General features: G+C 56.8%; 23 protein-coding genes. 10 read left to right on the forward strand and 13 right to left on the reverse strand.

Annotated elements, in window-relative coordinates; genetic code table 11:
* The first annotated feature begins 69 nt into the window (after positions 1-69).
* Positions 70-2571, forward strand: a complete 2502-nt coding sequence (locus tag RA28_RS01010; RefSeq protein WP_039522758.1) for a cation:proton antiporter — start codon at positions 70-72, stop codon at positions 2569-2571.
* 19 nt (positions 2572-2590) lie between these two features.
* On the opposite strand, the gene RA28_RS01015 is transcribed toward RA28_RS01010, so the two are convergent.
* The 3 genes from RA28_RS01015 to RA28_RS01025 all read right to left on the reverse strand — a co-directional run bounded on the left by RA28_RS01015 (position 2591) and on the right by RA28_RS01025 (position 5393).
* Positions 2591-3085 (reverse strand): AAA family ATPase, encoded by a 495-nt coding sequence (locus RA28_RS01015; protein WP_039525449.1) that lies wholly within the window; start codon positions 3083-3085, stop codon positions 2591-2593.
* A 121-nt stretch (positions 3086-3206) separates the two neighbouring features.
* A complete protein-coding gene (locus RA28_RS01020) occupies positions 3207-3626 on the reverse strand; it encodes an antitoxin Xre/MbcA/ParS toxin-binding domain-containing protein (RefSeq protein WP_039522761.1) in 420 nt (139 codons plus the stop codon).
* Positions 3627-3860: 234 nt separating this feature from the next.
* The gene (locus tag RA28_RS01025; RefSeq protein WP_039522764.1) at positions 3861-5393 is read right to left on the reverse strand and encodes a phospholipase D family protein; all 1533 of its coding nucleotides are present in this window, start codon (positions 5391-5393) and stop codon (positions 3861-3863) included.
* 179 nt (positions 5394-5572) lie between these two features.
* Between RA28_RS01025 and RA28_RS01030 the strand changes: the two genes are divergently transcribed.
* The 3 genes from RA28_RS01030 to RA28_RS01040 all read left to right on the forward strand — a co-directional run bounded on the left by RA28_RS01030 (position 5573) and on the right by RA28_RS01040 (position 8973).
* Positions 5573-6754 (forward strand): adenylate/guanylate cyclase domain-containing protein, encoded by a 1182-nt coding sequence (locus RA28_RS01030; RefSeq protein WP_052261225.1) that lies wholly within the window; start codon positions 5573-5575, stop codon positions 6752-6754.
* Positions 6755-6846: 92 nt separating this feature from the next.
* Entirely contained in the window at positions 6847-7614 is a 768-nt protein-coding gene (locus RA28_RS01035) for a hypothetical protein (RefSeq protein WP_039522767.1), read from the forward strand.
* 192 nt (positions 7615-7806) lie between these two features.
* Entirely contained in the window at positions 7807-8973 is a 1167-nt protein-coding gene (locus tag RA28_RS01040; RefSeq protein WP_039522769.1) for an iron-containing alcohol dehydrogenase, read from the forward strand.
* A gap of 168 nt (positions 8974-9141) precedes the next feature.
* Here RA28_RS01040 and RA28_RS01045 read toward each other — a convergent pair whose 3' ends face one another.
* The 7 genes from RA28_RS01045 to RA28_RS01075 all read right to left on the reverse strand — a co-directional run bounded on the left by RA28_RS01045 (position 9142) and on the right by RA28_RS01075 (position 14110).
* Entirely contained in the window at positions 9142-10308 is a 1167-nt protein-coding gene (locus RA28_RS01045; RefSeq protein WP_039522772.1) for an adenylate/guanylate cyclase domain-containing protein, read from the reverse strand.
* A 124-nt stretch (positions 10309-10432) separates the two neighbouring features.
* Positions 10433-11035 (reverse strand): NAD(P)H-dependent oxidoreductase, encoded by a 603-nt coding sequence (locus tag RA28_RS01050; protein ID WP_039522775.1) that lies wholly within the window; start codon positions 11033-11035, stop codon positions 10433-10435.
* A 26-nt stretch (positions 11036-11061) separates the two neighbouring features.
* The gene (locus RA28_RS01055; RefSeq protein WP_039522778.1) at positions 11062-11310 is read right to left on the reverse strand and encodes a hypothetical protein; all 249 of its coding nucleotides are present in this window, start codon (positions 11308-11310) and stop codon (positions 11062-11064) included.
* Positions 11311-11429: 119 nt separating this feature from the next.
* Positions 11430-12086, reverse strand: coding sequence for an SDR family NAD(P)-dependent oxidoreductase (locus tag RA28_RS01060; RefSeq protein ID WP_039522781.1), 657 nt, complete (start codon positions 12084-12086; stop codon positions 11430-11432).
* A gap of 25 nt (positions 12087-12111) precedes the next feature.
* Positions 12112-12654 (reverse strand): nuclear transport factor 2 family protein, encoded by a 543-nt coding sequence (locus RA28_RS22120; protein ID WP_052261227.1) that lies wholly within the window; start codon positions 12652-12654, stop codon positions 12112-12114.
* 35 nt (positions 12655-12689) lie between these two features.
* Entirely contained in the window at positions 12690-13184 is a 495-nt protein-coding gene (locus RA28_RS01070) for a nuclear transport factor 2 family protein (protein WP_039522784.1), read from the reverse strand.
* 11 nt (positions 13185-13195) lie between these two features.
* Positions 13196-14110 (reverse strand): alpha/beta hydrolase, encoded by a 915-nt coding sequence (locus RA28_RS01075; RefSeq protein ID WP_206539608.1) that lies wholly within the window; start codon positions 14108-14110, stop codon positions 13196-13198.
* 133 nt (positions 14111-14243) lie between these two features.
* On the opposite strand from RA28_RS01075, the gene RA28_RS01080 reads away from it, so the two are divergent.
* Complete coding sequence (locus RA28_RS01080) at positions 14244-15146, forward strand: LysR family transcriptional regulator (protein ID WP_039522786.1); 903 nt, start codon at positions 14244-14246, stop codon at positions 15144-15146.
* 44 nt (positions 15147-15190) lie between these two features.
* On the opposite strand, the gene RA28_RS01085 is transcribed toward RA28_RS01080, so the two are convergent.
* Both RA28_RS01085 and RA28_RS01090 read right to left on the reverse strand, forming a co-directional pair.
* Positions 15191-16501: a GH1 family beta-glucosidase gene (locus tag RA28_RS01085; protein ID WP_039522788.1), complete on the reverse strand. Its 1311-nt coding sequence runs from the start codon at positions 16499-16501 to the stop codon at positions 15191-15193.
* A gap of 1 nt (position 16502) precedes the next feature.
* On the reverse strand, positions 16503-17534 hold the full coding sequence (locus tag RA28_RS01090) for a LacI family DNA-binding transcriptional regulator (protein ID WP_039522790.1): 1032 nt from the start codon (positions 17532-17534) through the stop codon (positions 16503-16505).
* A gap of 218 nt (positions 17535-17752) precedes the next feature.
* Between RA28_RS01090 and RA28_RS01095 the strand changes: the two genes are divergently transcribed.
* The 5 genes from RA28_RS01095 to RA28_RS01115 are packed head-to-tail and all read left to right on the forward strand — an operon-like array spanning position 17753 to position 24084.
* Positions 17753-19111, forward strand: coding sequence for an ABC transporter substrate-binding protein (locus tag RA28_RS01095; protein WP_039525461.1), 1359 nt, complete (start codon positions 17753-17755; stop codon positions 19109-19111).
* A 54-nt stretch (positions 19112-19165) separates the two neighbouring features.
* Entirely contained in the window at positions 19166-20173 is a 1008-nt protein-coding gene (locus tag RA28_RS01100) for a carbohydrate ABC transporter permease (RefSeq protein ID WP_039522792.1), read from the forward strand.
* Positions 20174-20178: 5 nt separating this feature from the next.
* Positions 20179-21327, forward strand: coding sequence for a carbohydrate ABC transporter permease (locus tag RA28_RS01105; protein ID WP_039522794.1), 1149 nt, complete (start codon positions 20179-20181; stop codon positions 21325-21327).
* 9 nt (positions 21328-21336) lie between these two features.
* Positions 21337-22992: an alpha-glucosidase gene (locus RA28_RS01110; protein WP_039522803.1), complete on the forward strand. Its 1656-nt coding sequence runs from the start codon at positions 21337-21339 to the stop codon at positions 22990-22992.
* A 3-nt stretch (positions 22993-22995) separates the two neighbouring features.
* The gene (locus RA28_RS01115; RefSeq protein ID WP_039522807.1) at positions 22996-24084 is read left to right on the forward strand and encodes an ABC transporter ATP-binding protein; all 1089 of its coding nucleotides are present in this window, start codon (positions 22996-22998) and stop codon (positions 24082-24084) included.
* A gap of 85 nt (positions 24085-24169) precedes the next feature.
* Here the strand turns inward: RA28_RS01115 and RA28_RS01120 are convergent, their stop codons facing one another.
* Entirely contained in the window at positions 24170-25147 is a 978-nt protein-coding gene (locus tag RA28_RS01120) for a serine hydrolase domain-containing protein (protein WP_039525464.1), read from the reverse strand.
* Positions 25148-25159 lie beyond the last annotated feature (12 nt).

The raw sequence follows: 25159 nt of genomic DNA on the forward strand, positions 1-25159 counted from the left end.
GTGGCCATTCAGTGATAGTGCTGCGACACTAACCCAATGTCGTAGCTCAAGTTTGCCCAGAGAATTGTAATGGACATCGTTCTTGTAACCACAGTCGTTGCATCGCTATTCGTTGTGATCGGGCTTGCAGAGCCAGTCGCGGCGCGTCTTCGCATTCCCTACAGCGTCGTCCTCGCAGTTCTCGGCATAATCATTGGCGTGGCCGCCACGTTCTTTCTTCAAACCGATCTCACCGAAGTAATGAACCCCGTGGCAGAGGCGATCCTTGGCTTCCCAATCCGCGCAAATGTGTTCCTTTACATCTTTCTGCCGACACTTTTGTTTCAAGCGACGTTAGGCATGAACCTGAGGCGCATGCTGGATGATTGGGTTCCGATTTTCGTCCTCGCCATTGTCGCGGTTTTTGTCGCGACCTTCACCGTTGGGTTCGCGCTTGCAGCCGTTAGTTCGCTGCCGGTTGTCGCATGTCTCCTTTTGGGCGCCATCATCTCGACGACAGACCCTTCGGCCGTTGTTAGTATCTTTCGGTCAATATCCGCCCCGCAAAGACTGGCCCGGATAATCGAAGGTGAAAGCCTTTTGAATGATGCGGCTGCGATCGCCTTGTTTGGGCTGTTTATTGGATTTGTCATGGTTGGAGCGCCGGACCCGAGGCCCCAGGACGCCCTGTTCCAGTTTCCGATGCTTTTGGTTGGCGGGGCAATAACAGGTTGGGTTCTGGCGCGCGCGGGCCTGTGGCTGATGACGCTGATCGAAGGTTTCGAACTTGCGCAAATCTCAATCTCGATCGCGTTGCCGTATCTGGCCTACATCATTGCAGAGCAAAGTATCGGTGCGTCCGGCGTGATCGCGGTCGTTGTTTCCGGCATCACGCTGAACTTGTCTGCACCCGGACGCCTGACGCCGCAAGCGTGGGCTGTTCTTTCTGATATTTGGGGCGTCCTCGCACATTGGGCCGGAGCGCTGATCTTTATCCTTGCAGCACTTTTGATACCAAAACTCCTGAGCGACGTTCAGTGGACGGACTTTGGCCTGATCTTTGTGGTGATCGTCGCCGCCGTCGCCGCCCGTGTCTTTATCCTGTTCGGCTTCCTGCCGTTTTTGACGATGGTTCGCCTCTCTCCACCCGTGAACCGACCGTTTCGCTATGCGATTCTCTGGGGCGGGATGCGGGGGGCGGTGACTCTGGCGCTGGCACTGGCCGTAACCGAGAACGCACAGGTCGCCGCCGAAACGCAACGCGCCGTTGGCATCTTGGCGACAGGGTTTACGTTGTTCACCCTGATCGTGCAGGGGCCAACCCTTCGACCGTTCATTCGTCGGCTGGGACTTGAAGAATTGTCTTCGGTGGATGATGCGTTGTCACAACAGGTGATCGCCGTTTCGCTTCAAACGGTTCGGGAAGACGTTGAAAAAAACACCGCCAGCTATGAGCTGAATCCGGACATCGTTCGATCAGAAGCTGTCACGTTCGGGCAAAGGCTTGATGCCGCAGTGCGCTTGGCGGAAGAGCGTAAAGACATTCTGGACCGGGACCGCGTGACTCTGGGTCTGATCGCCCTGGCTGCGGCAGAGCGGAACTTTGTCCTGAGCCACATGCGCGACAGGTCCCTTTCAACGCGGTTGGCAGAGCGGGCGATTTTGGACATCGACCGACTGATCGAGGCAACGCGCCTGCGCGGGCGCACCGGGTACCTGCGAGCAGCGCGCCGAACGGTGGACTACGGTCGCCTGTTCAGGATAGCGGCGTTTCTGAACAACAGGTTGCGGTTGCGCAGACCCCTGGCCCGCGTCACAGCGCATCGGTTTGAAGTTTTGCTTGCCCAAAGGTTGGTGCTTCGTGATGTCAACCGCTTCATAGATCATCGCATTCGCCGGATACACGGGCGCAGAGTTGCGGGTATTCTCAGAGAGCTAATAGATCGACGTTCGGAATACGTGGACACGGCCCTGGACGGGCTTCAACTTCAATACCCCGGGTTTGCCGAAGAAGTTCAGCGTCGATTCATTCGTAGAATTGCCTTACGGCTGGAAGAGCGTGAATACGCCGAAATGTTCGACGAAGGCCTCATAGGTTCCGAGCTTTATTCGGTGTTGTTACACGATGTCTCTGAAAAGCGCGCCGAGGCCGAACAACGTCCGATGATTGATATCGCGCCACGCGCAGCCGAATTGGTAAAACAACTGCCAGTCTTCGCGGACATGGATTCTGCCGGGCTGCGACGGTTGGCTCGCGCCCTGAAAACCCGCTACGTCGAGGCGGGAGAGGTCATCATTCGAAAGAACGCACAGGCGCGCAGCGCGTATTTTATTGCCTCGGGCGCGGTCGAATTGCAGATGGCGGGGCAAAGTTGGCGGTTGGGTCGAGGCGACATTTTCGGCCAGACCGAACTGCTGCTGCGCCAAAAACGCAGGGCGTCGGTCCGGGCAATCGTGCCGACGACCCTGTTGGTTTTGGACGAGGACAAGTTCCGCAGACTTGTTCGGCGCAGCAAATCGTTGCGAAAGGCCGTAATTGCAAGTGCCGAAAACCAAGGCGTTGAGCTGGGGCAACTACTTGAACAGAAGTGAATCAGGACAGGGCTTCTGTTCATTCCACGCGATGCACCACAAGTAAGAAGCCTTCTTCGTCAGACGGGGCAACAAAATGCCGGGAAAGCTGATCGAACTGATCTTCCGAAAGCTGAAACGGGTGCAGACCGGATTGATTTCGGTCCCGTAATCGCGCCTTGCAAACGTCATCGGGTAAATCGAAATAGTGAAGCTGCCCATTCGCACCCGACTTTTGCAGGATGTCACTCATCCAAGCGCGGGCTTCAACGGTGTTTGCGTGAAAATCCAGAACAACGGATGTTCCCGCTTTCAACACTGAAACGATATGCGGTCCCATGATGTCGCGCAGCTTTTTGGAGCACCGGACGAAATCCGCGATGGAGGACATTTCTTTGCCAAAAAGGGCCGCCAACCACTCGTCTTCTGCAATCAGGACGGTACGCTCTGACTGGCTGAGTTTTCGGGCATGTGTTGACTTGCCAGAGGCGGGCTTGCCGCAGAAAACAAAAAGCGTCGGTTTGGCTTCGTTCATGACCTTGCGCTTCGCACATGTGAACCTTGCCGCAACGATTGCCGGGCGCGTCGCAACGGTCAATAGCCATAAGTATCGGTGCCGGAATTCAGGTATTAGTTTGTTTTAAAGCGCAGGTGGCCTAGTTCAGCCTGTTGGCCCGAACATGGCTGGCGACTTCGACCACACGGTCGTCGCCAGCCTGGATGCAGCTTGCGGGGTTTTCGCCACCAAGCCCTGCGTTGGGCGAGGTCATCCAGAGCGCGCGTTGCCACGGGGTCATGTCTTTCGGCAGCGCAAAAAGAACATCCTCCATCAACGGAAACGGTGTTCCGTCTTGGTCAAACTGGAACGATGGGTACGCCTCGGCACCTTCATAGGGAACCGAGAAAATCTTGCCGGTCCGCTTCCAGATGTCACCGATCCGTGTGATTTGCCACGAGCCTTTCTTCCACTGCGCATGCACGGCGCTGGTGTCCAATAGTGGGAATTTCTGAGCGAACTCATCCTTGAGGATGTCGTTGACCGCACAAAACTGCTTTTCAAACTTGGCCAGATACATCAGCTACACAACACTCGTTAACAACACACGCAACAATATTGCCAGAGTAATGCGGGCTTGGAAGTAATATAATTCACACTTGGCAAATTTAGATTGCGAAAGAGTGTGAATTGCACACCAATAGCCCGCGTTCCGTGGGATTGTACAAAGATCGACTTCGTTGTCGGCCCCAAACGTTTCTTCTGTTTGGACAAAATCGGATGAAATTGGTTCGGCTCAAAACGGGTTGCGATCCTAAAGCTGTGAGCCAATCGGCAAAATGCTTAGAAATCCCGCGACGATATGATCCCAGGTCGATCCCGTCGGTTCAGAGCCATATTCAAGGATTGCGCCATCCTCGCCCCGCGTCGTCCACTTCAACTGCCCAGTATCCTCCAGCGTCACCTGGTAGGTGTAGGCTGGCAGCGCCTCGTCCAAAGCGCCAAGGGTTTGGATCGCCAGTGCGGGCGAGTCGATCAGGATGCCCATCTCGGTATTGATGTTGACCGAGCGCGGATCCCAGTTGAACGACCCGACAAAGAGATAGCGGTCGTCCACGGCAAAGGCCTTGGAATGCAAACCTGACCGCGACTGCGCCCAGTTGATGCCCCGTTGCTGAACTTGATAGGCGTCGGGCCGCAGCTCAAAAAGCTCGACCCCGCCTCGCAAAAGCGCACGTCGTTTCTTGGCGTAATGCGCGTAGACCGGCGCAACATCGTTCGAGGCCAGCGAGTTGGTCACAACCTTGACGTCGACGCCGCGATTTTCCAACTCAGTCATCCATTGCACACCCTTGTTTCGCGGCACGAAATAGGCCGACACGATGTTCACCTCGCTGTCGGCATTCTCGAAATACGGCAGCAATTGCGAGGCAAGAACGGGCCCTGAATTCTCAAGCCCTGCAGCCTTGGAAGGCGGATCGGCGTAGAGTCTTGCCGGCACCCATTCCAGTGAGAGCCGACCATCTGCAAAATTCTCTTGCGCGGACCGTCTAAGCGCCGCGCCGTATTGCGTTTGCTTTGCCTCCTCGACCAGTTCGTTCAGTCGACCTCGGGCCTCGCTTAAGCTGAACTCTTCCGGCTCACCCACAACCGCGCGGGCAGGAACCGCAAATTCGCTGTTCCAGTAGGCGTCAAAGCTTTGTGAAACTTCGTTTACGACCGGCCCAGCTGCCAGAACATCCAGATCGGCATAGTTCATTTCTTCGCGCGCCAGAAAGTACTCGGCCCCGATGTTGCGCCCGCCAACGATTGTGAATGCGTTATCCGCCGTCATGGATTTGTTGTGCATTCGGCGATTGATGCGTTTGAAATCCGTCAGGCCCGCGATCAGCAGGCTCTGATTTCGCCAGAACGGATTGAACAGCCGGATTTCGATATTCTCGTGATAATCCAGCGCAGCGGTCATTGCGTCGTAGCTGGAGGTATCCATGTCATCCAGCAACAGCCGAACGCGCACGCCCCGATCTGCGGCCTGCAAAAGGCTGGCCGCAAACAAGTGACCTGTCGGATCATTGTGCAGAAGGTAGTATTGCGCATCAATCGTCTGCTCAGCCTCCGCTGCCAACAAAAGCCGAGAGACGAGCGCCTGTTCCCCATCGCTGACGAGCCTAACACCGGATCGACCATCGTTAGGGTCGCCCAGCCGATTGGCAGCTTGCGCAAGTGTTGTGTTTGGATTTGCGGGCACCGACGCCGTGACCGTCTTTTCATAGGTGCGCGTTTTGGGCGCACAAGCGGTCAAACCCAACGCGCAACTCACACAAACCACGACGGCGCAAGGCTTCATCGACGTCCTCCATCCACCATGTCTCAGGTGACTACGCCATGGCGTACGATTGCAAGTTGTTCTGAAACACGAGGCGCAGTTTCGTGCGGTGGTGTGCTGTTCGCCAGACTGTTGGTCCGTGATTTTGACGCAACCACATTTCAAACGTACTCTGGTCGCGACCCAAGCAAACGGATACGATGTCTGATCCAGACGAGACCAACAGCCCCGGTTCCAAATCCACGCCTCGAGCGGTGGCGGACGGTTTTGGGGTGACGACGGAAGAGTTCCGAATTTCCATGCCAATCGGGATTGGAGCCGTGGTCGCCGCGCTGGCTTCGTTGGCGACGTGTTATTCGGGGATTTTGTCGACCTATATCCTTGGCTATCAGGCCCTGTCGATCAACCCCCACGCACAGGCGGTTCTGATGTGGGTGTTTGCACTTCTGGCGGTCACCTTCTTGTGGCGGGACAGAAAACGGCATTCCAAAGAACTGCCCCTTGTGCTGGGCGGGATTGCGGCGCTGATCCTGATCGTCACGCTCTATTTCGGCTATGACGAACGGGTCGAGGCGCTTGCCTATGTGCTTTTGGTGATCGCGGCATTGCTCAACCAGAATTTCATTTTGGACACGCTGAACCACACGGTTCGCAACCAAACACATGAGATCGAGGCATTGAACGACCGGCTGACCGAGAAAGTGAAGCTGCAAGAGGGCGAAATCGACCGGCTTGGGCGGCTGAAACAGTTCCTTGCGCCCCAGGTGGCAGAACTGGTCGTCGAGAAGGACAGCGACGCGCTTCTCGAGACGCATCGCCGATACATTGCCTGTCTGTTTTGCGATATTCGAAACTTCACCGCTGTTTCCGAGGCGATTGAGCCAGAGGATGTCATAACGCTGCTTCAGCAATTCCATGACGAGGTTGGCAGTCTTGTCGCGATGCACAAAGGCACGATCGGCTATCGTGCCGGGGATGGGCTGATGGTCTTTTTCAATGATCCGGTTCCCTGCGATCATCCGGTGCTGGAAGCGGTGCGATTGGGACAAGCAATCCGTAAAGCGTTCGAAGGAATACGCGCGCCGTGGCAAAAGCTTGGGCATTCATTGGGGTTGGGTATCGGAATCAGCAGCGGCTATGCGACCCTCGGGCTGATCGGGTTTCACGGTCGTGCCGATTACACCGCAATCGGCGGCGTTGTGAACACGGCTTCGAGGCTATGTGATTTTGCAACCGATGGGCAGATTTTGATCAACCAAAGGGCGCTTCTGGATATCGAGGAGATCGTGGAAACTGAAGCACTTGGGGAAATGGAGTTGAAGGGCATCACCAGCCCGGTGCAGGTTTATCGGGTCCTGAAACTCTCTGATCGTGCCGAATGATGGATGCGGGCCGGGGTCGCGCGCGCAACCTCGGTGTTGACCCACGACGAACCCGCTACAGTTCTTTACCGCAAAGCTTAGGAGCATCCCTGATGTTTGCGAGGACCATTGTCTTGTTGATCTGCGCCGCGTCCGCGCCCGCCATGGCTCTGGAGCTTCGTGAAACCGGGCGCTATGAACTGAACCAACCCGCAAGCCTCGATTATGATCCCACGTTCTGCGGGTTGTGGATCGCTAACGAAGGGCCCGAGGCGGTGCTTGTCACGCTTCAGGGCGACGAACTCCGCCGCATTTCCAGCGATCTTTTCCGGATCAAAGCTATTGCGATTGAAGGCGATCACCTCTTGCTGGGGGATGGTTTTGGCGGCCTACAGCGCGTGACCAAGGATGGAATCCCGATGGGTGGACCATTCACGCTGGAGGGTGGTTTTGCGGATACTGAAGGGATCGCGATCAATGCCAAGGGCCAGATCGTAACTGTCGAGGATGATCCGGAACGGTTGTCGTGGTTCGAGTCTGACGGTGCTCTGACCGCCCGGATCGATACCATGACCCTTTCGCCGCCGCTGAGCGAAGCGCAGGGCATCGCGATTGATCCGCGCACCGGGCACATGCTGATCGTGGATGACTGGGAAGGGTCAAATAGCCTTTATGAATTCACCGCCGAGGGTGACCTGCTGGCCCAGCAGAGCCTGTTGGAGTTTGGAACCGATCCCGAGGGCATCGCCATTCGGCCCGGCTCGAACCAGCTTTTTGTGGCTTTCGATGGCGGGGCGAAGATCGTGACTTTTGATTACACGCCCACCCTGCCCGAGGGGAGCCCGCCGCTGCCTCCGGGCGCAGATTGTATGATGTTCTAGCACGTGCCGATTTCTGGCCGGGCATGCGGGATCGAAGATATCGGTGCGGCGGCCTCCGCCGAATTTGGTCAATCTGGAAAAACACAATTTCACTGCAAGAATGCGACTTGATTGCCGCAAATCTGCATGCTCTACAAATTGGGCTGAGATATTCGACGCAAGCACGCGGGTACAAGACAGGGAAGTAATCGGATGCAGACATTCAACATGGGGCGCGTGCCACCTGTGACCTTTGGGGCTGGGCGGATCGCAAAGGTGCCGGACATTGTCTCAGAACTGGGTGGCGGGCCTGTTCTGGTGATTGCCGACGCTTTTCTTGCACAGATCGGGGTAACGGAAAGACTGACCGAAGATCTGACAGAGCGGGGGCTGGGATACGAACTTGCCGCGTGTATTGAGGGTGAGCCCAAAGACACTTTGATAGATGATCTTTGCGCCCGTGCCCGGTCAGTTGGTGCCAACACGGTCATCGGGATTGGCGGTGGCGCGGCAATGGATGCGGCAAAACTCGTCGCGGCCATCGCCCGGGCGAACGAACCCTGCCGGGAATTTGCGCTGGCTGTCCGACCATTGCCGTCGAATGGCATCCCCGCGATCGCGATTCCGACAACCGCAGGCACCGGGTCAGAGGTCACTCGCACATCCGTCGTCTCAACGCCGGAGGGTTCAAAGAACTGGTATTGGGGCGAAAACCTGATGTTCTCCCAAGCCATTTTGGATCCGGAACTGACAGTCAGCCTGCCACCGCACCTGACAGCGTGGACCGGGATTGACGCCGTGGCCCACGCGCTGGAAGGGTCCACGGCGCGCACGACCAGCCCTGCGGGGCGGCTTTACGGGCTGGAAGCCTTGCGCATTCTTTCAGATGCCCTTCCAAAAGCGGTTGCGAACGGGTCAGATGTGGAATTGCGGGGCCGGGTTTTGTGGGGCAGCATGATCGCCGGGCTCGCGCTGCATAACTGCAACACGCATATGGGGCACAACATAAGCCATGCGCTGGGGTCTTTGTCGCGTATACATCATGGCCTTGCCACCGGTCTGGCGCTTGAAGTCACATTGCCTTGGCTGGTGGCGCGTGACGACGGAGCAGCGCTATACGCATCCGCATCCGAAGCCATCGGCGGCAATCGAACAGCTGGCGATCTGCCGAAAGCCTTTGAGTCGTTGATCCGGTCCTGCGAAATCGCGCGCGCATTGCCTCAGGTTTGCGCTGGAGTTTCTGCGGACGCTTTGGCGTTGGCCATGAAAAATCCGGCCAATCGGCCGATGTCGCAGAATTCGGCCTGTGTTGTTGAGGATTCCGATCTGGATGAAATGGCTTCGATGATGTTGGCATTGCCGCTTGAACAAGCCGCGTAGTCGAGGTTTCGGCGAACCCTGAAAAACCCAGAGCGGCTTCGGGCCATTGGCCCTTTGGTCGCTCTGTTTCGAAATTGTCGTGATAAGCGGTTTCAAAAGTGCCATTTTTGCGGGGGGTGTCGGTATAGGAAAAAAACAGACCGCATTGGTGGCGGCATCCCTCCTATTTCACTGTAGTGTGGAAGTGGCCCTGAAGACTTCGATGTCCTGGGGCAATCCGCGAATACTGTGGAAGCCGACCGACTGAAACGCGCCGCCCAAATGCCGGGCAACCCTTGCCGTCACCAGCGTCTGTTCACCCAGGGTTTTGCACAGATCCTGAACACGGCTGGCAACGTTTACGGCTTGGCCCACAACCGTAAAGTCCAGCCGATCAGGGCTGCCGATATTTCCAAAAGTCACGGGTCCGAAATCAATGCCGATCACGAATTCTATCGGCTCCTTGCCCGCGCCCGTCGCTTTGACGTTGTAATCCTTGAGATTTGCCAACGCCTGATCCGCCGCATCAACGGCCGATTTGCATGATTTTCTGGCGCTGTCTTCGACGTTGAATGTCGCGAGGATCCCATCGCCCATGAATTTCAGCACATCTCCGCCATGTTCCTGAATGGGCGAAACGACCATTTCGAAATATTGCCCCATCATGTCCAGCAACTGAGCTTCGGGCCAGGCTTGCCCTTTTTCGGTAAAGCCACGCAGATCAGCAAACAGGATCGCGGCGGAAACAGTCTTTTGCTCGCCTCGCTTTATGTGGCCCTGTCCGATTTCCTCGGCGGGTCCATGGCCCAGATAGGTTTGCAACAAGCTCTTTTGTGAATGGCGCATGGCGATCGGTTCCAGTGCCGCCGCCAGCGCATAGCGCGTCTCTTCCAGATATCGAATGTGCGTGTCCGAAAACCCGGTTTCCGCATCAGAGGTAAAGCTGGTGCCTTGAACCGACCCGTTGCCATGTTCCAGTGGCATCGCGAGAAAATCTGTGGCCCCCGTTGCAGCGAGTTCAGCGTAAACGGGGTGTTCGCCATCCAGGTCAACGTCAATCAACCGTTTGCGCAATGGTTGGCGTTTCGTGACAACGTATTCAAACGGGCTCCCATGCCAGGAATCGGTCGACAGAATCGTTGTTGGAACGGTGTAGCGGTGCGTGTCTTCAGGCGTCCAGATTATTCCCCATGCACTGAGCAGCGGGTTCGAATAGTTCTGGGCAATGCGGGCACGCGCCAGTGGAACGCCAAGCTGAACAAGCCCCTCGCAATAGCTTTTGACAATCTGAACTTCATCACCAAGCAGGCGACCTTCGGAAATCAGCCAGCGGTTCAGTCGATCAATCTCGGACACGGGCTTCTCGCGGAATATTGGTTCATCGACATTCTACATATCGATGCAGCGGAAAAAACCCACGCGCAAATAGGCGCGAACGGGCTTTTGTTGCACGCCGCGCCAAGTGCCTAAACGCGTTGGATCAACTCACAGCCGCAGCCTTGGTTGGATCATCCTCCAATTGCTGCAAAAGGCGGGCTTGTTTGACCTTGGGGTCCAGATCGGGATCGGTCAGATACGCCAGCATTTCCGGCACGTTTGCGTCTATCTGGTCTTTGTTGGCCAATGCCATTCCGTGCGCCACGAAAGGACGCAAATAGGTCAGACCCGCCAGATTGGCCGTTTGCTGAAAAGGTTTCAAAAACTCGGCCATCGAGTAATTGTTGTACCCGCCGGCGTGGTAGCTGTGTTCCGGGCCGCCGGTCGAGACCATGATCAGAAACTCGCGCCCTTTCAGCAGGTCTCCGCCCGGGCCATACGCAAATCCATAGCTTAAAACCTGATCCATCCAGGCTTTCATGACCGGTGGCGCGGAGTACCAATAAAACGGAAATTGGAAAACGATCCGATCATGGGCCAATAGCAAGGCTTGTTCGACTTTGATGTCAAATCGCATCTCGGTCCCACCGATTGCCGTCAGATCGCGCGTGGTCACATTTTCAGCTTCTGAAAGGGCCTCAAACCAGGCGCGGTTTATACGCGATTTCGCCAAATCAGGATGCGCCGTAAGGACAAGAGTTTTCATGTTTCTGCCTCTTGCAAGAGTTTAACCTAATAGGCGGCTTTGAGCGGTCGCCCATCTGATCGGATCGCAAACTGCCAGTCCACGCTCACAGGTGCCTCGACGCGTTTGACAGTTTTGGTTTTCGCCTGAAACAGAACTTCGAACGATGCCGTGCCGGGCGTGACGTCGACCTTTCTGACATGGTGTTCTGTAGGTTTCCGGGGCGTTTCAAGCACACCAGCGTACCAGAGGCGCACGCGGTCGTGACCGGTCAGGTCGGTGTCCAAATCGGGCATGTTCTATTCGACATCAGGATGTGAATCAGGAAGGAAAGCCGCAATCGGATCCAATCTGTCGAACCTTGCAAACCAATCAGCGATGAAGGCGCGGATGTTCGTGTCGTCAGGCATGGGTGTCACCAATCGATCGGTTTTCGATCCCGAAAGAAGCCACCGGTCGGGCCGTCGCCATCCAAAGTGGCCAACCAGATCGCCGTATCAGCGCCTTCCTCGACCGAACGGTTGGCGCCCGCGCCGCCCATTCGTGTGCGGACCCAGCCCGGGCACATCGCGTTCACCTTGACTGTCTGAGGCAAAGTCCGCGCCGAGGCAACGGTCAGCGCGTTCAGGGCGGCCTTGGCAACGCCATAGGCTGCAGGGCCCTCGACTCCGTCAGAAAACGCACCCCAGCCAGAGGAGACGTTCACGACCCGGCCAAAACCTTGGGCCACCATGTTCGGAGTAAGGTAATGCATCAGCAGGTAGGGACCGCGCACCATAACGGCCAGAGATGACTCAAAATCATCCGGGTCGCTCAGGAGGTTCCCGGATCCCAGAATTCCGGCATTGTTGACCAGAATATCGACCGGCCCCGCGTCCTTCACGGCCCGCTGAATAGACGCGGGATTGCTTACGTCCAGTTCTATGGCCTGTGCTCCGATTTCGGATGCAACGCGTTCTCCGGCGGCCAAGTCACGTGACCCCAGCAGGACATCGCAACCTTTGTCCGAAAGACCGCGGGCTATGGCCAAGCCGATCCCGCGATTTGCTCCGGTTATGAGGGCACGTTTCATGGGCCCCTCCTTGATGTGATCAGATTTAGTTTCCAGCGTTTTTCACGCGTTCAGCCGCAAGCGCCGGCAGGTTTTCGTTGCCCAACTGCGCCCGAAGGTTGGCGCGCATGAAGGTGATTTTCCAGCCATCCTTGGTTTTTTCCAGCTCATGCTGATAGTCGCCAATGAAAACCCAAGTGCTTTCGCCCTCGTTTTCGAGAATATGTGTTGCGTAGATATTCGACGTCGTGGTCGCATTGTCGCCTTCGACAAGCACGCTCTCGGTGCCCATAAGATGGTGTGTGCGATCATATCCGGGCAGAACGGTTTGCCACGCCGCTACGATGTCCGCTGGCAACAGCGTCGGAAGCGCGGCCGATGTTCCGGCGGCGGCATTTGCATAAGACGTATAGTCCAAGACCGCACCCTCGGGGTGAAACTGCGCGGCAACCATGTCCCACTCACCCTGATCGGCAAAGTAGCCGACGTTGTTGATGGTGTTCAGGACCTGTTGTTCATCTGAAATCTCGGCGACAACGGTTGCGGATGTGCCTGCGAACGCAAGGATTGCTGTTAGGATGGTTTTCATTGCTGAGCCTCCTGAGGGCTGTCGGATAATAGATGTCATTTGGCCAGTCGCTCGGGCACCGGGGCCAGCTGATACTGCGACCAGAAAAAGGTATTGGCCGCATCCTGATCGGCAGAAAGATTTGTGGCCTCTACGATCTTTCCCTCCTCGATCCGATAAACCAGCGCCCAAGTGGTATCGACATTCGGTTTGCCTTCGGCATTTGACCATCCGCGATGGATATCAACCACCCGGGTTTCATCCGCGCCAAAAAAGATCGGTTCCGCCTGAAACCCGGCGACGCCCAGCGCGGCAAAAAAGGCCAGTACTTCGTCGCGCCCGTTCTTGGTTCCGGACAGGGGATGACGACCAGGGATATGCCATTTCACCTTTTCATCCATGACGGCGGCGATGCCCTCCAGATCGTTTGCGCCGTAGGCGGCAAAGAAATCCTGCACGACCTTGATATTGTCTTCAGGCGATGCAGCCATTGCGAATTCTCCTGCGATCAGCGCGGCGGCAAACGCGGCCGCATTCGAAAAAGCTCTCATTTTGTGTCCTTTCAGGTGGCCAGGAAATCTGCGACTGCATCCGAGGCTGCCGTCACAACGTCCTCGCGGTCGTAGAAATCAAATTGGGTAACGTCCTCGCCCAACCAAAGTTTCTCCAACGGTGCTTTGGTGCGCGCCTCGTATGCTGCAGCACCAGCCGGAAGCGCAATGGATGGCGAGCCGACCATCAGCAATGGTTTGGTCAATCGGTCCGCGCTGGCCTGCGCGTCATAAGTCAGCCAGGGTTTCCACGATGCAACCGAGAATTTGTTGTCGTATTCGGGGATCAGTCCGCGATCTTCCTCGGTATAATAAGGTGCCTGATACATTACCGAGTTTTCGTCGGTTGTACTGGCGCCCAGCAAAACCGTGTCGGCAGCATTGTTTTCTTCGGATGCGGCGATCAAGCTGGCGGTCATCTCGGGCCCGCCATAGATGCCCTCGGCCATCTCGGCATCGTGCAACCAGGGTGCAACCAACGCGACTTTTTGCAGATTATTATCATCTGCTACGGCTGCGGCCATATAGCCCGAAGACGCGCATACGCCCAAACCAAAGATACGGTTGCTGTCGACCTCATCCAATGCAGACAGGAATGCGGCAGCCGCGTGTATATCGGCGGTCTTGACCGTCGGGTCCTCTACATAGCGCGGGGCACCTTCGCTTTCTCCCCAACCCGTAAAGTCGAATGCCAATGCGACATATCCGCGTGCAGCCAACTCTCGCGCGTAGGTGCCGGGCATCTGCTCTTTTACGGTCGTCCATGCTCCGGTCACGATAACTGCGGGCAAGGCACGCGCCGCGTTTTCGGGCGAAAAGAGCTTTCCTTTCAACGCATTCCCGTTGCTTTCGAAGGACACAGCACGTTCGGACACGCCGGATCGGTTCGGCATATTCTGCAAAGAGATACGGGTCGGGTTCGTCATGGTGTATTCGTCCTCATCAATCGGGTTGCGCGGTTATGAGACGATAATAGGAAGTTTGGTTGAATCAGATAATCACCTAACTTTTCACTTCTTTCATGTATAGTATCGAATAATAATTCTGATCGGACCGAAAATGCGACTGCCCCTGAACACGCTTGAGATTTTTGCGGCGATTGCGCGCCACGGGTCATTGCGCGCGGCGGCCGAGGCGCTGGGCATCAAACCCTCGACGGTGAGCCATCAGCTGAAAACTCTGGAAGATCAGCTTGGCACTGCGCTTTTCATACGAACCACCAGATCAATCAGCCTGACCGAAGCCGGACGTGCCTTGATCCGTGGCGCAGGGCCCGCCTTTGATCAACTCGCCGAGGCGGTTGAAAGCGCACGCAGCACAGGGCATGCGGCCCGAGGAACCCTGAAACTGGCGATGCCCGAATTTGCCTATCATCTTTATGTGGGTCCGATAATCAAGCGCTTTTGTGCCGACTATCCCGAGATCGAGTTGGAGCTATCACTGACCGATGCGCTTTCCGATCTTCTGGGCGAAGAACTTCATGCGGGCTTTCGTTTGGGTGACCGCGTCGCGCAGGACATGGTGGCGGTTCGGTTGACCCCATCATTGCCGCTTACGGTCGTTGCAAGCCCGGACTATCTGGATACCTGCGGAACGCCGCATACCCCGCGCGATCTATTGAATCACAATTGCATTCGCTACAGATTCCAGTCTGCGGGCAGGATCGCGCCCTGGGCCTTTCTTGGCGAAAACGGTGAGTATTCCGTCGAAGTTGGGGGCAATTTGATAACCAATACGCTGCCAGCGTCGATCGATCTGGCCAGGAAAGCCTTGGGGCTGGTCTATACGTTTCGCGACTATGTTAAGGCTGAAATAGAGGCTGGCGCACTTGTCCCCGTACTCGAGAAACACATCGGTACTACCCCGGGCATCCATCTGTACTTTCCGCGTGAATACAGATCCATGATGCCTCTAAGGCTGTTTATGGATCACTTGAATGCGTCGTCTCAAACCCGAACCTGAAGTCTGTCCCGACTTTGGCGCACCGTGTTGAACGATCGCCGTTTTCAACCTGCGGCCAGCGCCTCTTGCAACGCAAAATAAGACGCTTTGGGCGTTCGCGTCATGGTTTCGAAATCGACATCAACCAGCCCAAAACGTTTTTCATATCCCAAGGCCCATTCATAGTTGTCCAGCAACGACCAGACAAAGTACCCCTTGACCGGAACACCCTGTTTCAGCGCCACCTGAACTGCGTTCAGGTGCTGATCCAAATAGTCGATCCGGTCATTGTCTTGTCGCCGCTCTGGGCTGGCCATGCCATTCTCGGTCACGTAGATCGGCAGATCGCCGGTGTATTCTCTGGCCGCACGTATCAGGAAACGGGATAATGCGTCGGGATCAATCTCCCACCCCATCTGCGTTTTTGGCAGCGGACCGGGAATTTCCTGCACGCTGGGCCACGGCGTGTCAGCCGGCGCAATCAGTTTGCGGGTATAATAATTCAGACCGCACCAGTCGACAGGTACACCAATCGCATCGAAGTCGTCCTGCCACCCGTCCGGCAAATAAGGCGCAAGTCCTTCTAAGACGTTGTCGGGGTAGGCTTTGTTGAAAACGCCACCGAGAAAGAAGCGGTTATAGATTCCGTCATACAACGCGGCGGCCTCTTGCGCGCCCGGGCTGTCATCCGCCGGCTCGGCCCATTCCAGATTGAACACCGCGCCCAGATTGGACATCCCCAATCCCCGCATCGCTTGAACGGCGTGGCCGTGCGCCAGCAAGACGTGGTGCATCGCGCGGGCTGTCGCGCGTACGTCGCGCAGACCCGGGGCGTGGTGGCCTTCGAAGTGGCTTAACCAGCTGACACACCACGGCTCATTGATCGTGGCGACGCTGAACATGCGATCGCCTATCCGGCCCATGATGATCTCGGTGAAGTCGGCGAACCAGCCTGCGATGTCACGATTGCGCCACCCCCCCAGATCCGCGAGCGGCGATGGCAGTTCCCAGTGATACAACGTCGCGCAAGGGCGGATGCCCCGCTCGAGCAGGGCGTCCGTCAGGCGGTCATAGAAATCCAACCCCTCTTGGTTGATCGGGCCGCGACCCTCTGGCAACACGCGGGCCCAACTGGTCGAGAAGCGGTAGCAGTCAAAACCGGCATCTTTGATCAGGTCCAGATCTTGCTCGAAACGGTTGTAATGATCGCAGGCCAAATCGCCGTTTTCCGCATTGACCACATTGCCGGGCGTGGCTGCAAAAGTGTCCCAATGCGTGCCGCCAGCACCACCCTGCGCATGTCCTTCGATCTGATAGGCCGAGGTCGCAATGCCAAACAGGAAGTCCTGCGGAAAATCACTTCGTTTGTATTTCATTTCAAGACCTTTGCAATACCGGACCGGTAGAGTTTCCGACCACGAGTTCCGCCTCGAGAAGGCGCGATTTGGGAGGGTCGTTCGGTGCGTTGATCCGTTCGATCAGCATTTCCGCGGCCAGTTCACCGGCATGACGTACAGACGATCGGGTGGCGGTGAAGATAGGCACATCCTGACCGTTTCGCATGTAAGACAGCTCGTCATCATGCGCGATCACGGAGATGTCGCGCCCCATCTTCAGCCCGTTTTCTTCCAAAGCGCGGCGCACGCCGATGGCCGAGATGATGGACGAGGCGAGAATGGCCGTGGGTGGATTTTCCAAGCTCAGCATGTCGCAGGCCGTTTGATACCCGTAAATTTCCGTCATCTCGGAGCTGCGCATGAGAGTTGGATCCGGGTCAATCCCGGCTTTTTGCAACGCGGTGAGGTATCCGTTGAGGCGCCGTTGAGCAAAGTCCATCTCTTCCAGGCCGTTGATCAACGCAATGCGCCGATGCCCAAGATCGATCAGGTGCTGCGTTGCGCGCTCGAAGGAGCGCTGGTTGTTCACGTCGATCCAATCATAAGGCTCATCTATCCCGGTCGAGCGACCGTGCACGATAAAGGGAACATCCATTTCCGCCAGAACAGTAATACGTGGCTCGTTGACCTTTGGACCCTGCAACACAACGCCATCAACGGCGCCACGGGTGAACAAGCTGCGGTATGATTCTTCAATCGACGTGTCGGGGGCATGGGTGAACATCATGTCATAATTGTTCTCGGCGTAGGTTCGTGCAGCACCTGCCACGAAATCACCAAAGATCGGGTTCACCATTTCATGCCGGGACGACGTTGGGATCACATGTCCGATCACCATGGAGCGCCCTGTTGCCAAGCCCTTCGCACGGATATTCGGGCGGTATCCGTACTTGTCAGCTGCCGTCTGCACGCGAATACGCGTACCCTCGTTCACCTCGGGATATCCGTTAAGCGCGCGGCTTACCGTGGTTTGCGACAGGCCCAGGATTTCCGAGAGCTGTTTGAGGTTCATGGCTTTCAAAGCGCCTTCAAATTTGTGCCCATCTGTTTTTGTTTCGATTTTTCGCTTGCGTCAACCTGTTTTGAACTTCGCGCAAAGTTAGCAAGTAAATTAAGTTTCTGATTCCGATTATTGACAGAAGTGGAATGTTAGCGGATAAAGCAGATCATCCAAAGCGCTTTGAAAATTCGAATCTGATGAGGCGCGCGGTAATGTTGGGAGGAGAATTTATGAAACACTCGCTATACGCAGGCGCGGCTGCGATCGCCCTGATGGCCGGGTCAGTTCAGGCGCAAGGCGAATTGCTGCACGCTGTCGGAGATGGCAGTTTCGATTGGGACGGGTTTCAGGCATTTGCCGATGCGCACGACCTGAGCGGCGAAAGCCTGACGATCTTCGGTCCCTGGCTTGCGGGTGAAGGGCAGTCCTTCGAAAATCTGGTGGCGTATTTTGACGAAGCGACGGGGGCGGACTCCAGCTATGTCGGCTCGGATTCGCTGGAACAGCAGATCCTGATCGACGCCGCTGCAGGTTCGGCCCCGAACCTGACCGTGTTCCCCCAGCCGGGCCTTGCCGCGAACATGGCGAAGAACGGATACCTGACACCATTGGCCGAAGGTTCGGCTGACTGGATCAAGGACAATTTCGCAGCGGGTCAATCCTGGGTCGATCTGGGCACATTCGAAAACGCCGAAGGCAACCGCGACTTCTACGGCTTCTTCTTCAACGTCAATGTGAAATCTCTGGTCTGGTATATCCCCGAGAACTTTGAAGACTTCGGATACGAGGTTCCTCAGACCATGGAGGACTTCAAAGCCTTGATGGAGCAGATGGTTGCTGATGGAGAAACGCCGCTGTGCGTTGGGCTGGCTTCGGGCGGTGCCACCGGGTGGCCTGCGACCGACTGGGTCGAAGATCTGATGCTGCGCACGCAACCGCCTGAGGTCTATGACCAGTGGGTTTCAAACGAGATGAAATTTGACGACCCTCGGGTGATTGAGGTGATCGAGGAATATGGCAGCTTCACCCGCAATGACGATTACGTGGTCGGCGATGCGGATGACACGGCCGCGATTGATTTCCGTGACAGCCCGAAGGGTTTGTTTGACAGCCCGCCAGCCTGCATGATGCACCGTCAGGCATCGTTCATTCCGGCATACTTCCCGGAAGGAACCGAATTGGGCGTGGATGCCGACTTCTTCTACTTCCCGGCTTACGCGGAAAAAGATCTGGGAACACCGGTTCTTGGTGCGGGAACGCTGTTCACCGTGACCAACCCAAATCCGGCGGCTGAAGCCTTCATGGAGTTCCTTCAGACCCCATTCGCGCATGAGATCATGATGTCTCAGGATGGATTCCTGACCCCGCATCTTGGAGCGAACCCCGAGAACTACGCGAACGACACCCAGCGCGGGCAGGGCGAGATTCTGACCAACGCGACAACCTTCCGGTTTGACGGCTCTGACCTGATGCCGGGTGCCGTCGGCGCGGGTACGTTCTGGACCGGCATGGTCGACTATTCCTCGGGTGCCAAGGATGCGGCCACCGTTGCGGGTGAAATCCAGTCCTCTTGGGACGCGGCAAAGTAAGACCGGGCACGGGGCAATCCACGGATTGCCCCATCTCCAGCGAACGAGGGCATCATGTCACCTGCACTTCAGGGCCTTCTGACCATCGCCATCGGCGTGTCGGGTTGTGTGGGCTACTTCTATCTATCCAATCAGTTTCTGGACAAAGTCCTGTTCCCGCCGCGCGGGCCGAATGCAGGGCGCAACATCAACCGGGCCAACATGATCCGGCCCTGGCTGTTTCTGTTCCCGGCCCTTGCGGCCCTTGGCTTGTACCTGGCCTACCCGGTTGTAGAAACCTTGCGCCTTTCACTCACGGAACGCGTGCCCGGCGGCGGGTACAGATGGGTCGGACTGGACAACTACACCCAGATGGCGGCCGAGCCGAAATTCTGGGAAGCGATGCGGAACAACATGTTCTGGCTGATTGTCGTGCCCGCCATGTCTACCGCTTTTGGCTTGCTGGTGGCGCAGTTGACGGACCGCATCCGTTGGGGAAACTTCGCCAAATCACTGATCTTCATGCCGATGGCCATCTCGTTCGTCGGCGCGTCGGTAATCTGGAAACTCGTCTATGATTCACGTCCAGCAGAACAAGACCAGATCGGCATACTGAACGCGCTGTACATCTTTTTTGGCGGGGCCGAGCCGCAAACCTGGCTGACGGTTCCTTTCTGGAACAGTTTCTTTTTGATGATCGTTCTGATCTGGATTCAAACGGGCTTTGCCATGGTGATCCTGTCGGCGGCCCTGCGCGGCATCCCCGAGGAAACGATCGAGGCGGCCATTCTGGACGGGGCCAACCCGTTTCAGATTTTCTTTCGCATCAAGGTGCCGCAGATCAAGACCACGATCCTTGTGGTGTGGACCACGATCACGATCACCGTTCTCAAGGTCTTTGACATCGTTTTTGCCATGACCAACGGACAATGGGAAACGCAGGTTCTGGCAAATTACATGTATGACAAGCTGTTCCGCGGCGATGACTGGGGTGTCGGGTCAGCCTCGGCCATGGTGATCATGCTGCTGGTGACCCCAATTCTGATCTGGAACGTGCGCAATGCGCGCAAGGAAATGGAGTAGCGGGTATGAGCGATATTGCAGGTACCAAACCCGCCTTACGCTGGGTCGTCCAGGCCTCGGTCGTGCTTTTGGTGGCGCTGTGGGTGATCCCTACGGTGGGGCTGTTGGTCTCATCGTTCCGGACGGCAGATCAGATTTCCGGCAGCGGCTGGTGGCGGTCGATGTTCCCGTCAGAGCAGAACCTGACACTGCGCAGCGCCGCACCCGAGACGCAGGTACAGCAGGGTGATCTGTATGTGATTGAGGGCACGCTGTTTGATGATGACCAACAAGCGGCGATTTCAAGGTGGGGGATCAGCGCGCGTGAGGTCGATGCCTATGCGCCGGGTGAGACAGCGGAACTGCGCCGGGGTGGGACGATCACCGTGGACGCGGATGGCACCTACCGGATGGAAAACGCCGAGGAATTCAGCGGCAATCGCGGCGTGCGCGTGTTCGTGACGGCCACGCAATCGCCGGAATTCACGCTGGATAATTATCGAAAGGTGTTGTTCAGCAGCAGTGGCGACGACAGTATGGGCCGGGCCTTCTTCAGTACGCTGACCGTCACCATCCCGGCAACGATCATTCCGATCCTTGTTGCGGCCTTTGCGGCCTACGCGCTTGCATGGATGGAATTTCCGGGCCGCGCGTTGCTGATCGCGGCTGTCGTGGGTCTGCTGGTGGTGCCGCTGCAACTGGCACTGATACCATTGCTGAAATTCCACCTGAATATCGGGATTGGCAAAGGCTATCTGGGCGTCTGGCTGGCCCATACCGGCTTTGGGATGCCGCTGGCGATCTACCTATTGCGAAACTACATGGCCGGATTGCCGCGCGACCTGATCGAAAACGCGCGCGTTGATGGCGCGACAGAGTTTCAGATTTTCACAAAACTGATCCTGCCGCTCAGCTTCCCGGCGTTGGCATCTTTTGCGATCTTCCAGTTCCTGTGGACGTGGAACGATCTTCTGGTCGCCAAAGTGTTCCTGATCGACGCCACAGGCCAGACCACCGTCATGACCAACCGCATTGTCGAGCTGTTGGGCACGCGCGGCGGCAATTGGGAAATTCTGGCCACGGCGGCGTTTGTTTCGATTGCCGTGCCGCTGGTCGTCTTCTTTGCAATGCAGAAATATCTGGTCCGCGGTCTGCTGGCCGGGTCTGTCAAATAAAGGCGTGTTATGAACGTGCAGAACAACGCAAACCTGAAAACCGCAACCGAAGTTTCGCCAGATTGGTGGCGGGGCGGGGTCATCTACCAGATTTATCCGCGCAGCTTTCAAGACAGCACCGGCGACGGAATCGGGGACTTGAAAGGTATAGCGCAGCGTCTTCCCTACATCGCGTCGCTTGGCGTCGATGCGATCTGGATTTCGCCGTTCTTCAAGTCTCCGATGAAAGACTTCGGCTATGATGTCAGCGACTATCGCGCCATTGATCCGATGTTCGGAACGATGGATGACTTTGGCGCGCTGTTGGAGCAGGCCCATGCGCTGGGATTGAAGGTGATGATCGATCTGGTGCTGTCGCACACATCGGACCAGCACCCGTGGTTCAGTGAAAGCCGCGCCAACCGGGACAATCCCCGGTCTGATTGGTATGTCTGGGCCGATGCAAAACCGGATGGCACACCGCCCAACAACTGGCTGTCGATCTTTGGCGGGTCGGCATGGCAGTGGGATTCCCGTCGCCAGCAATACTATTTGCATAACTTCCTGACATCGCAGCCAGATTTGAACTTTCATTGTACCGACGTTCAGGACGCGTTGCTGGATGTTGCACGGTTCTGGTTGGACATGGGGGTCGACGGGTTTCGGCTGGATACGATCAACTTTTATTTCCACGACAGCCAGTTGCGCGACAACCCCGCCTTGCCGATGGATCAGCGCAATGCATCCATCGCGCCGCAGGTGAATCCCTATAACCATCAGGATCACCTGTATTCGAAAAGCCAGCCGGAAAACATCGCGTTCCTCGAACGGCTCAGGGCACTGACGGATGAGTACGAAGGCCGCGCGTGTTTGGGAGAGGTGGGCGATGCCCAGCGCGGGCTCGAGATCATGGGGGAATACACCAGCGGCGATAAACGCATGCATACGTGTTACGCGTTTGAGTTTCTGGAAAAGCGTGCGCTGACAGCAGCTTATGCCAAGCAGGTCTTTGATCAACTGGAGGACAAAGCAGGTGATGCATGGCCCTGCTGGGCGTTTTCCAACCACGATGTGCAACGCCACGCCTCGCGTTGGGGCCTGAACGATGCAGCGATGCGTCAGTATGCGGTTCTGATGATGTGCCTGCGTGGTTCGGCATGTTTGTACCAGGGCGAAGAGTTGGGTTTGCCAGAGGCTGATGTGCCCTTTGAGGACCTCCAGGATCCTTACGGCATCGAATTCTGGCCCGAATTCAAGGGTCGCGACGGGTGCCGCACGCCAATGGTCTGGACGGCACAGGATGAGCAGTCGGGTTTCAGCACCGGCAAACCATGGTTGCCCGTCAGCTCCGCGCAAGCTGAGCGTGCCGTGGACCAGTCCGAGCGGGACACACAATCGATGCTGCACCACTATCGCCGTGCGATCGCCCTGCGGCATGCGCACCCCGCATTGATGTCGGGCGCGCAGGTTGACATGGCGCAACAAGGCTCGGTGCTGACGTTCCTGCGGGAAGACGCGACAGAACAGGTGTACTGCGCCTTCAATCTCGGAACAGATGCCGCCGAGATCACTCTGCCAAAAGGAAACTGGCGCGTCATTGGCGAAGACCTGGGCAGTGTGCATGCGGCAGAAACTGTGGTGCTTGATGCCGCCCAGTTCTGTCTTTTGACCAGAGAAAAGAGGTAAGTCATGTCGGAACTCAAACTCACGGATGTGGCCAAAACCTATGGTTCGATCGATGTTCTGAAACATATCGATCTCGACATTGATACCGGCGAACTGATCGTCTTCGTCGGGCCCTCGGGCTGCGGCAAGTCCACTTTGCTGCGCATGATTGCAGGGTTGGAAAAGATCTCGGGCGGTACGCTGGAGATCGAGGGGCAAGTCATGAACGATGTCCCGCCTGCGCAACGCGGGATTGCGATGGTGTTCCAGTCCTATGCGCTTTACCCGCACATGACGGTGCGGGAAAATATGGCTTTCGCGCTGAAGATCGCAAAAATGCCGACGGCCGAGGTCGATGCGGCCGTTGAGCGAGCAGCCAGGATTCTTCAGTTGGAACCCTTCCTGGACCGTCTTCCAAAGGCGCTGTCAGGTGGTCAGCGTCAGCGTGTCGCCATCGGGCGCGCCATCGTGCGCGACCCAAAAGTATATCTGTTTGACGAACCTCTCTCAAACCTCGACGCAGCGCTGCGCGTCGCGACCCGGATCGAAATCGCGCGCCTGAAAGAAGCGATGCCGGACAGCACGATGATCTATGTTACCCATGACCAGGTCGAGGCGATGACACTGGCCAGCCGGATCGTCGTTCTGGCCAACAAGGGGGTCGCGCAGGTTGGTACGCCCTTGGAACTTTACGAGACACCTGACAACGAATTCGTCGCGCAGTTCATTGGATCACCTGCGATGAATCTGCTGCCCGGTGTCATATCCGGTACTGGCGAGCAGACATCGATCAAACTCGATTCTGGCGGTACGGCCGTTTCGTCCATTGCAACCGACCCGGACCAAATGGGTCTGAAGGTGAACATCGGCGTGCGCCCGGAGGACTTCTTTGCCGATGAAGCCTCTGGTTTTTTTGAGGGCGACGTCGATTTCATTGAAGCTTTGGGCGAGGTGACGTTGCTGTATTTCGCAAGCGCGTCCGACGCAGATGGCGTTGTCGCAAAGTTCCCGGGTATCGAAAAAAACCTGCGGGGGCACAAGGTCAAGCTGAACGCTGATCCGGCCAAGGTTCATTTGTTTCACAACGGCGTTTCGATCCGGAAGCGGTCATAAGTCAGTGCCGTCAGGCCAGGACACTTGTTTTCGCGCTTGTACACCGATGATGTTTGCCCCCTGATCGGTTCAGTTTTGAACGCACCTAGGTGACGTTCAAAACGGGCCCGTTCAAAAGCTGGATTAAATCTCCGAAATAGCCACCGGAACGCGCTGGTCGCGTCGGGTCAGACGTGATTGCCACAGCAAGGTTGCGACGCGGATGGGCAGCAATGATCTGCCCGCCGTAGCCGCGCGCCAGTGCGAAACCGGACGGGGTAAGAAACCAGCCGTACCCATAGGCCAGGCCCGAGAATTGCGACCGGCCATGGGGCTGCGTAGATGCGGAGATCCAGTTTTCCGGCACGACCTGTTGGCTACCGAACGCGCCCCTGTCCCTGAGCATGATTGCAATCTTCAGCATTGCCCTTGGCGTCAGGGCCATTTCGTTTCCACCCAGATAGTACCCCTGCGGGTCACGCACCCATGCGGGCACCTCAATCCCAAGCGGTTCGCCCAATCGTGCGCGGGTCATCTGTAGCAGGTTTTGACCTGCCGCCTCCGTCAATGCCGCGCCCAACACATGAGTCGAGCCTGTGGAATAGAGCATCCGCGTTCCCGGTTCTGCGATCATCGGTCGGCTGAGAGCGTCGGCAATCCAGTTTGGGGAACTGATCCATGCTCCGTAATTGCCGCCGGAGGTGCGTTCCAGACCTGCGCGGAGGGTGACCAGATCTTCCATAGTGATGTTTTCCGCACCGGGCGTGGCGTCTGCCGGCAGCAATTGCGGCGCAACTTCCCGCAGGGTCGCATCTATCGATGGAATTTCCTGACTGTTTATTGCAGTTCCCAGCAACAGGGCGACGATGCTCTTGGAACAGGACTTTATGTTCGCCGGTCGATCCAGCCCTGGCCCGTTGGGGGCCGACGCAAAGACGACCTCGTCTCCGCGCTGGACCTGCATTGAATGCAACTGCGGCAGGTTTTGGATCGCAGACGCCAGAGCATCTGTTTGGCCGACTGCAAGGCGCGGTGCGGTCAGGGAGATTGCAGAGCCAACAAAAAAGGGCCGGCGGGTAATCATGCCTTTCATTTG

It is taken from the genome of Ruegeria sp. ANG-S4 (assembly GCF_000814005.1).
Taxonomy (GTDB): domain Bacteria; phylum Pseudomonadota; class Alphaproteobacteria; order Rhodobacterales; family Rhodobacteraceae; genus Ruegeria.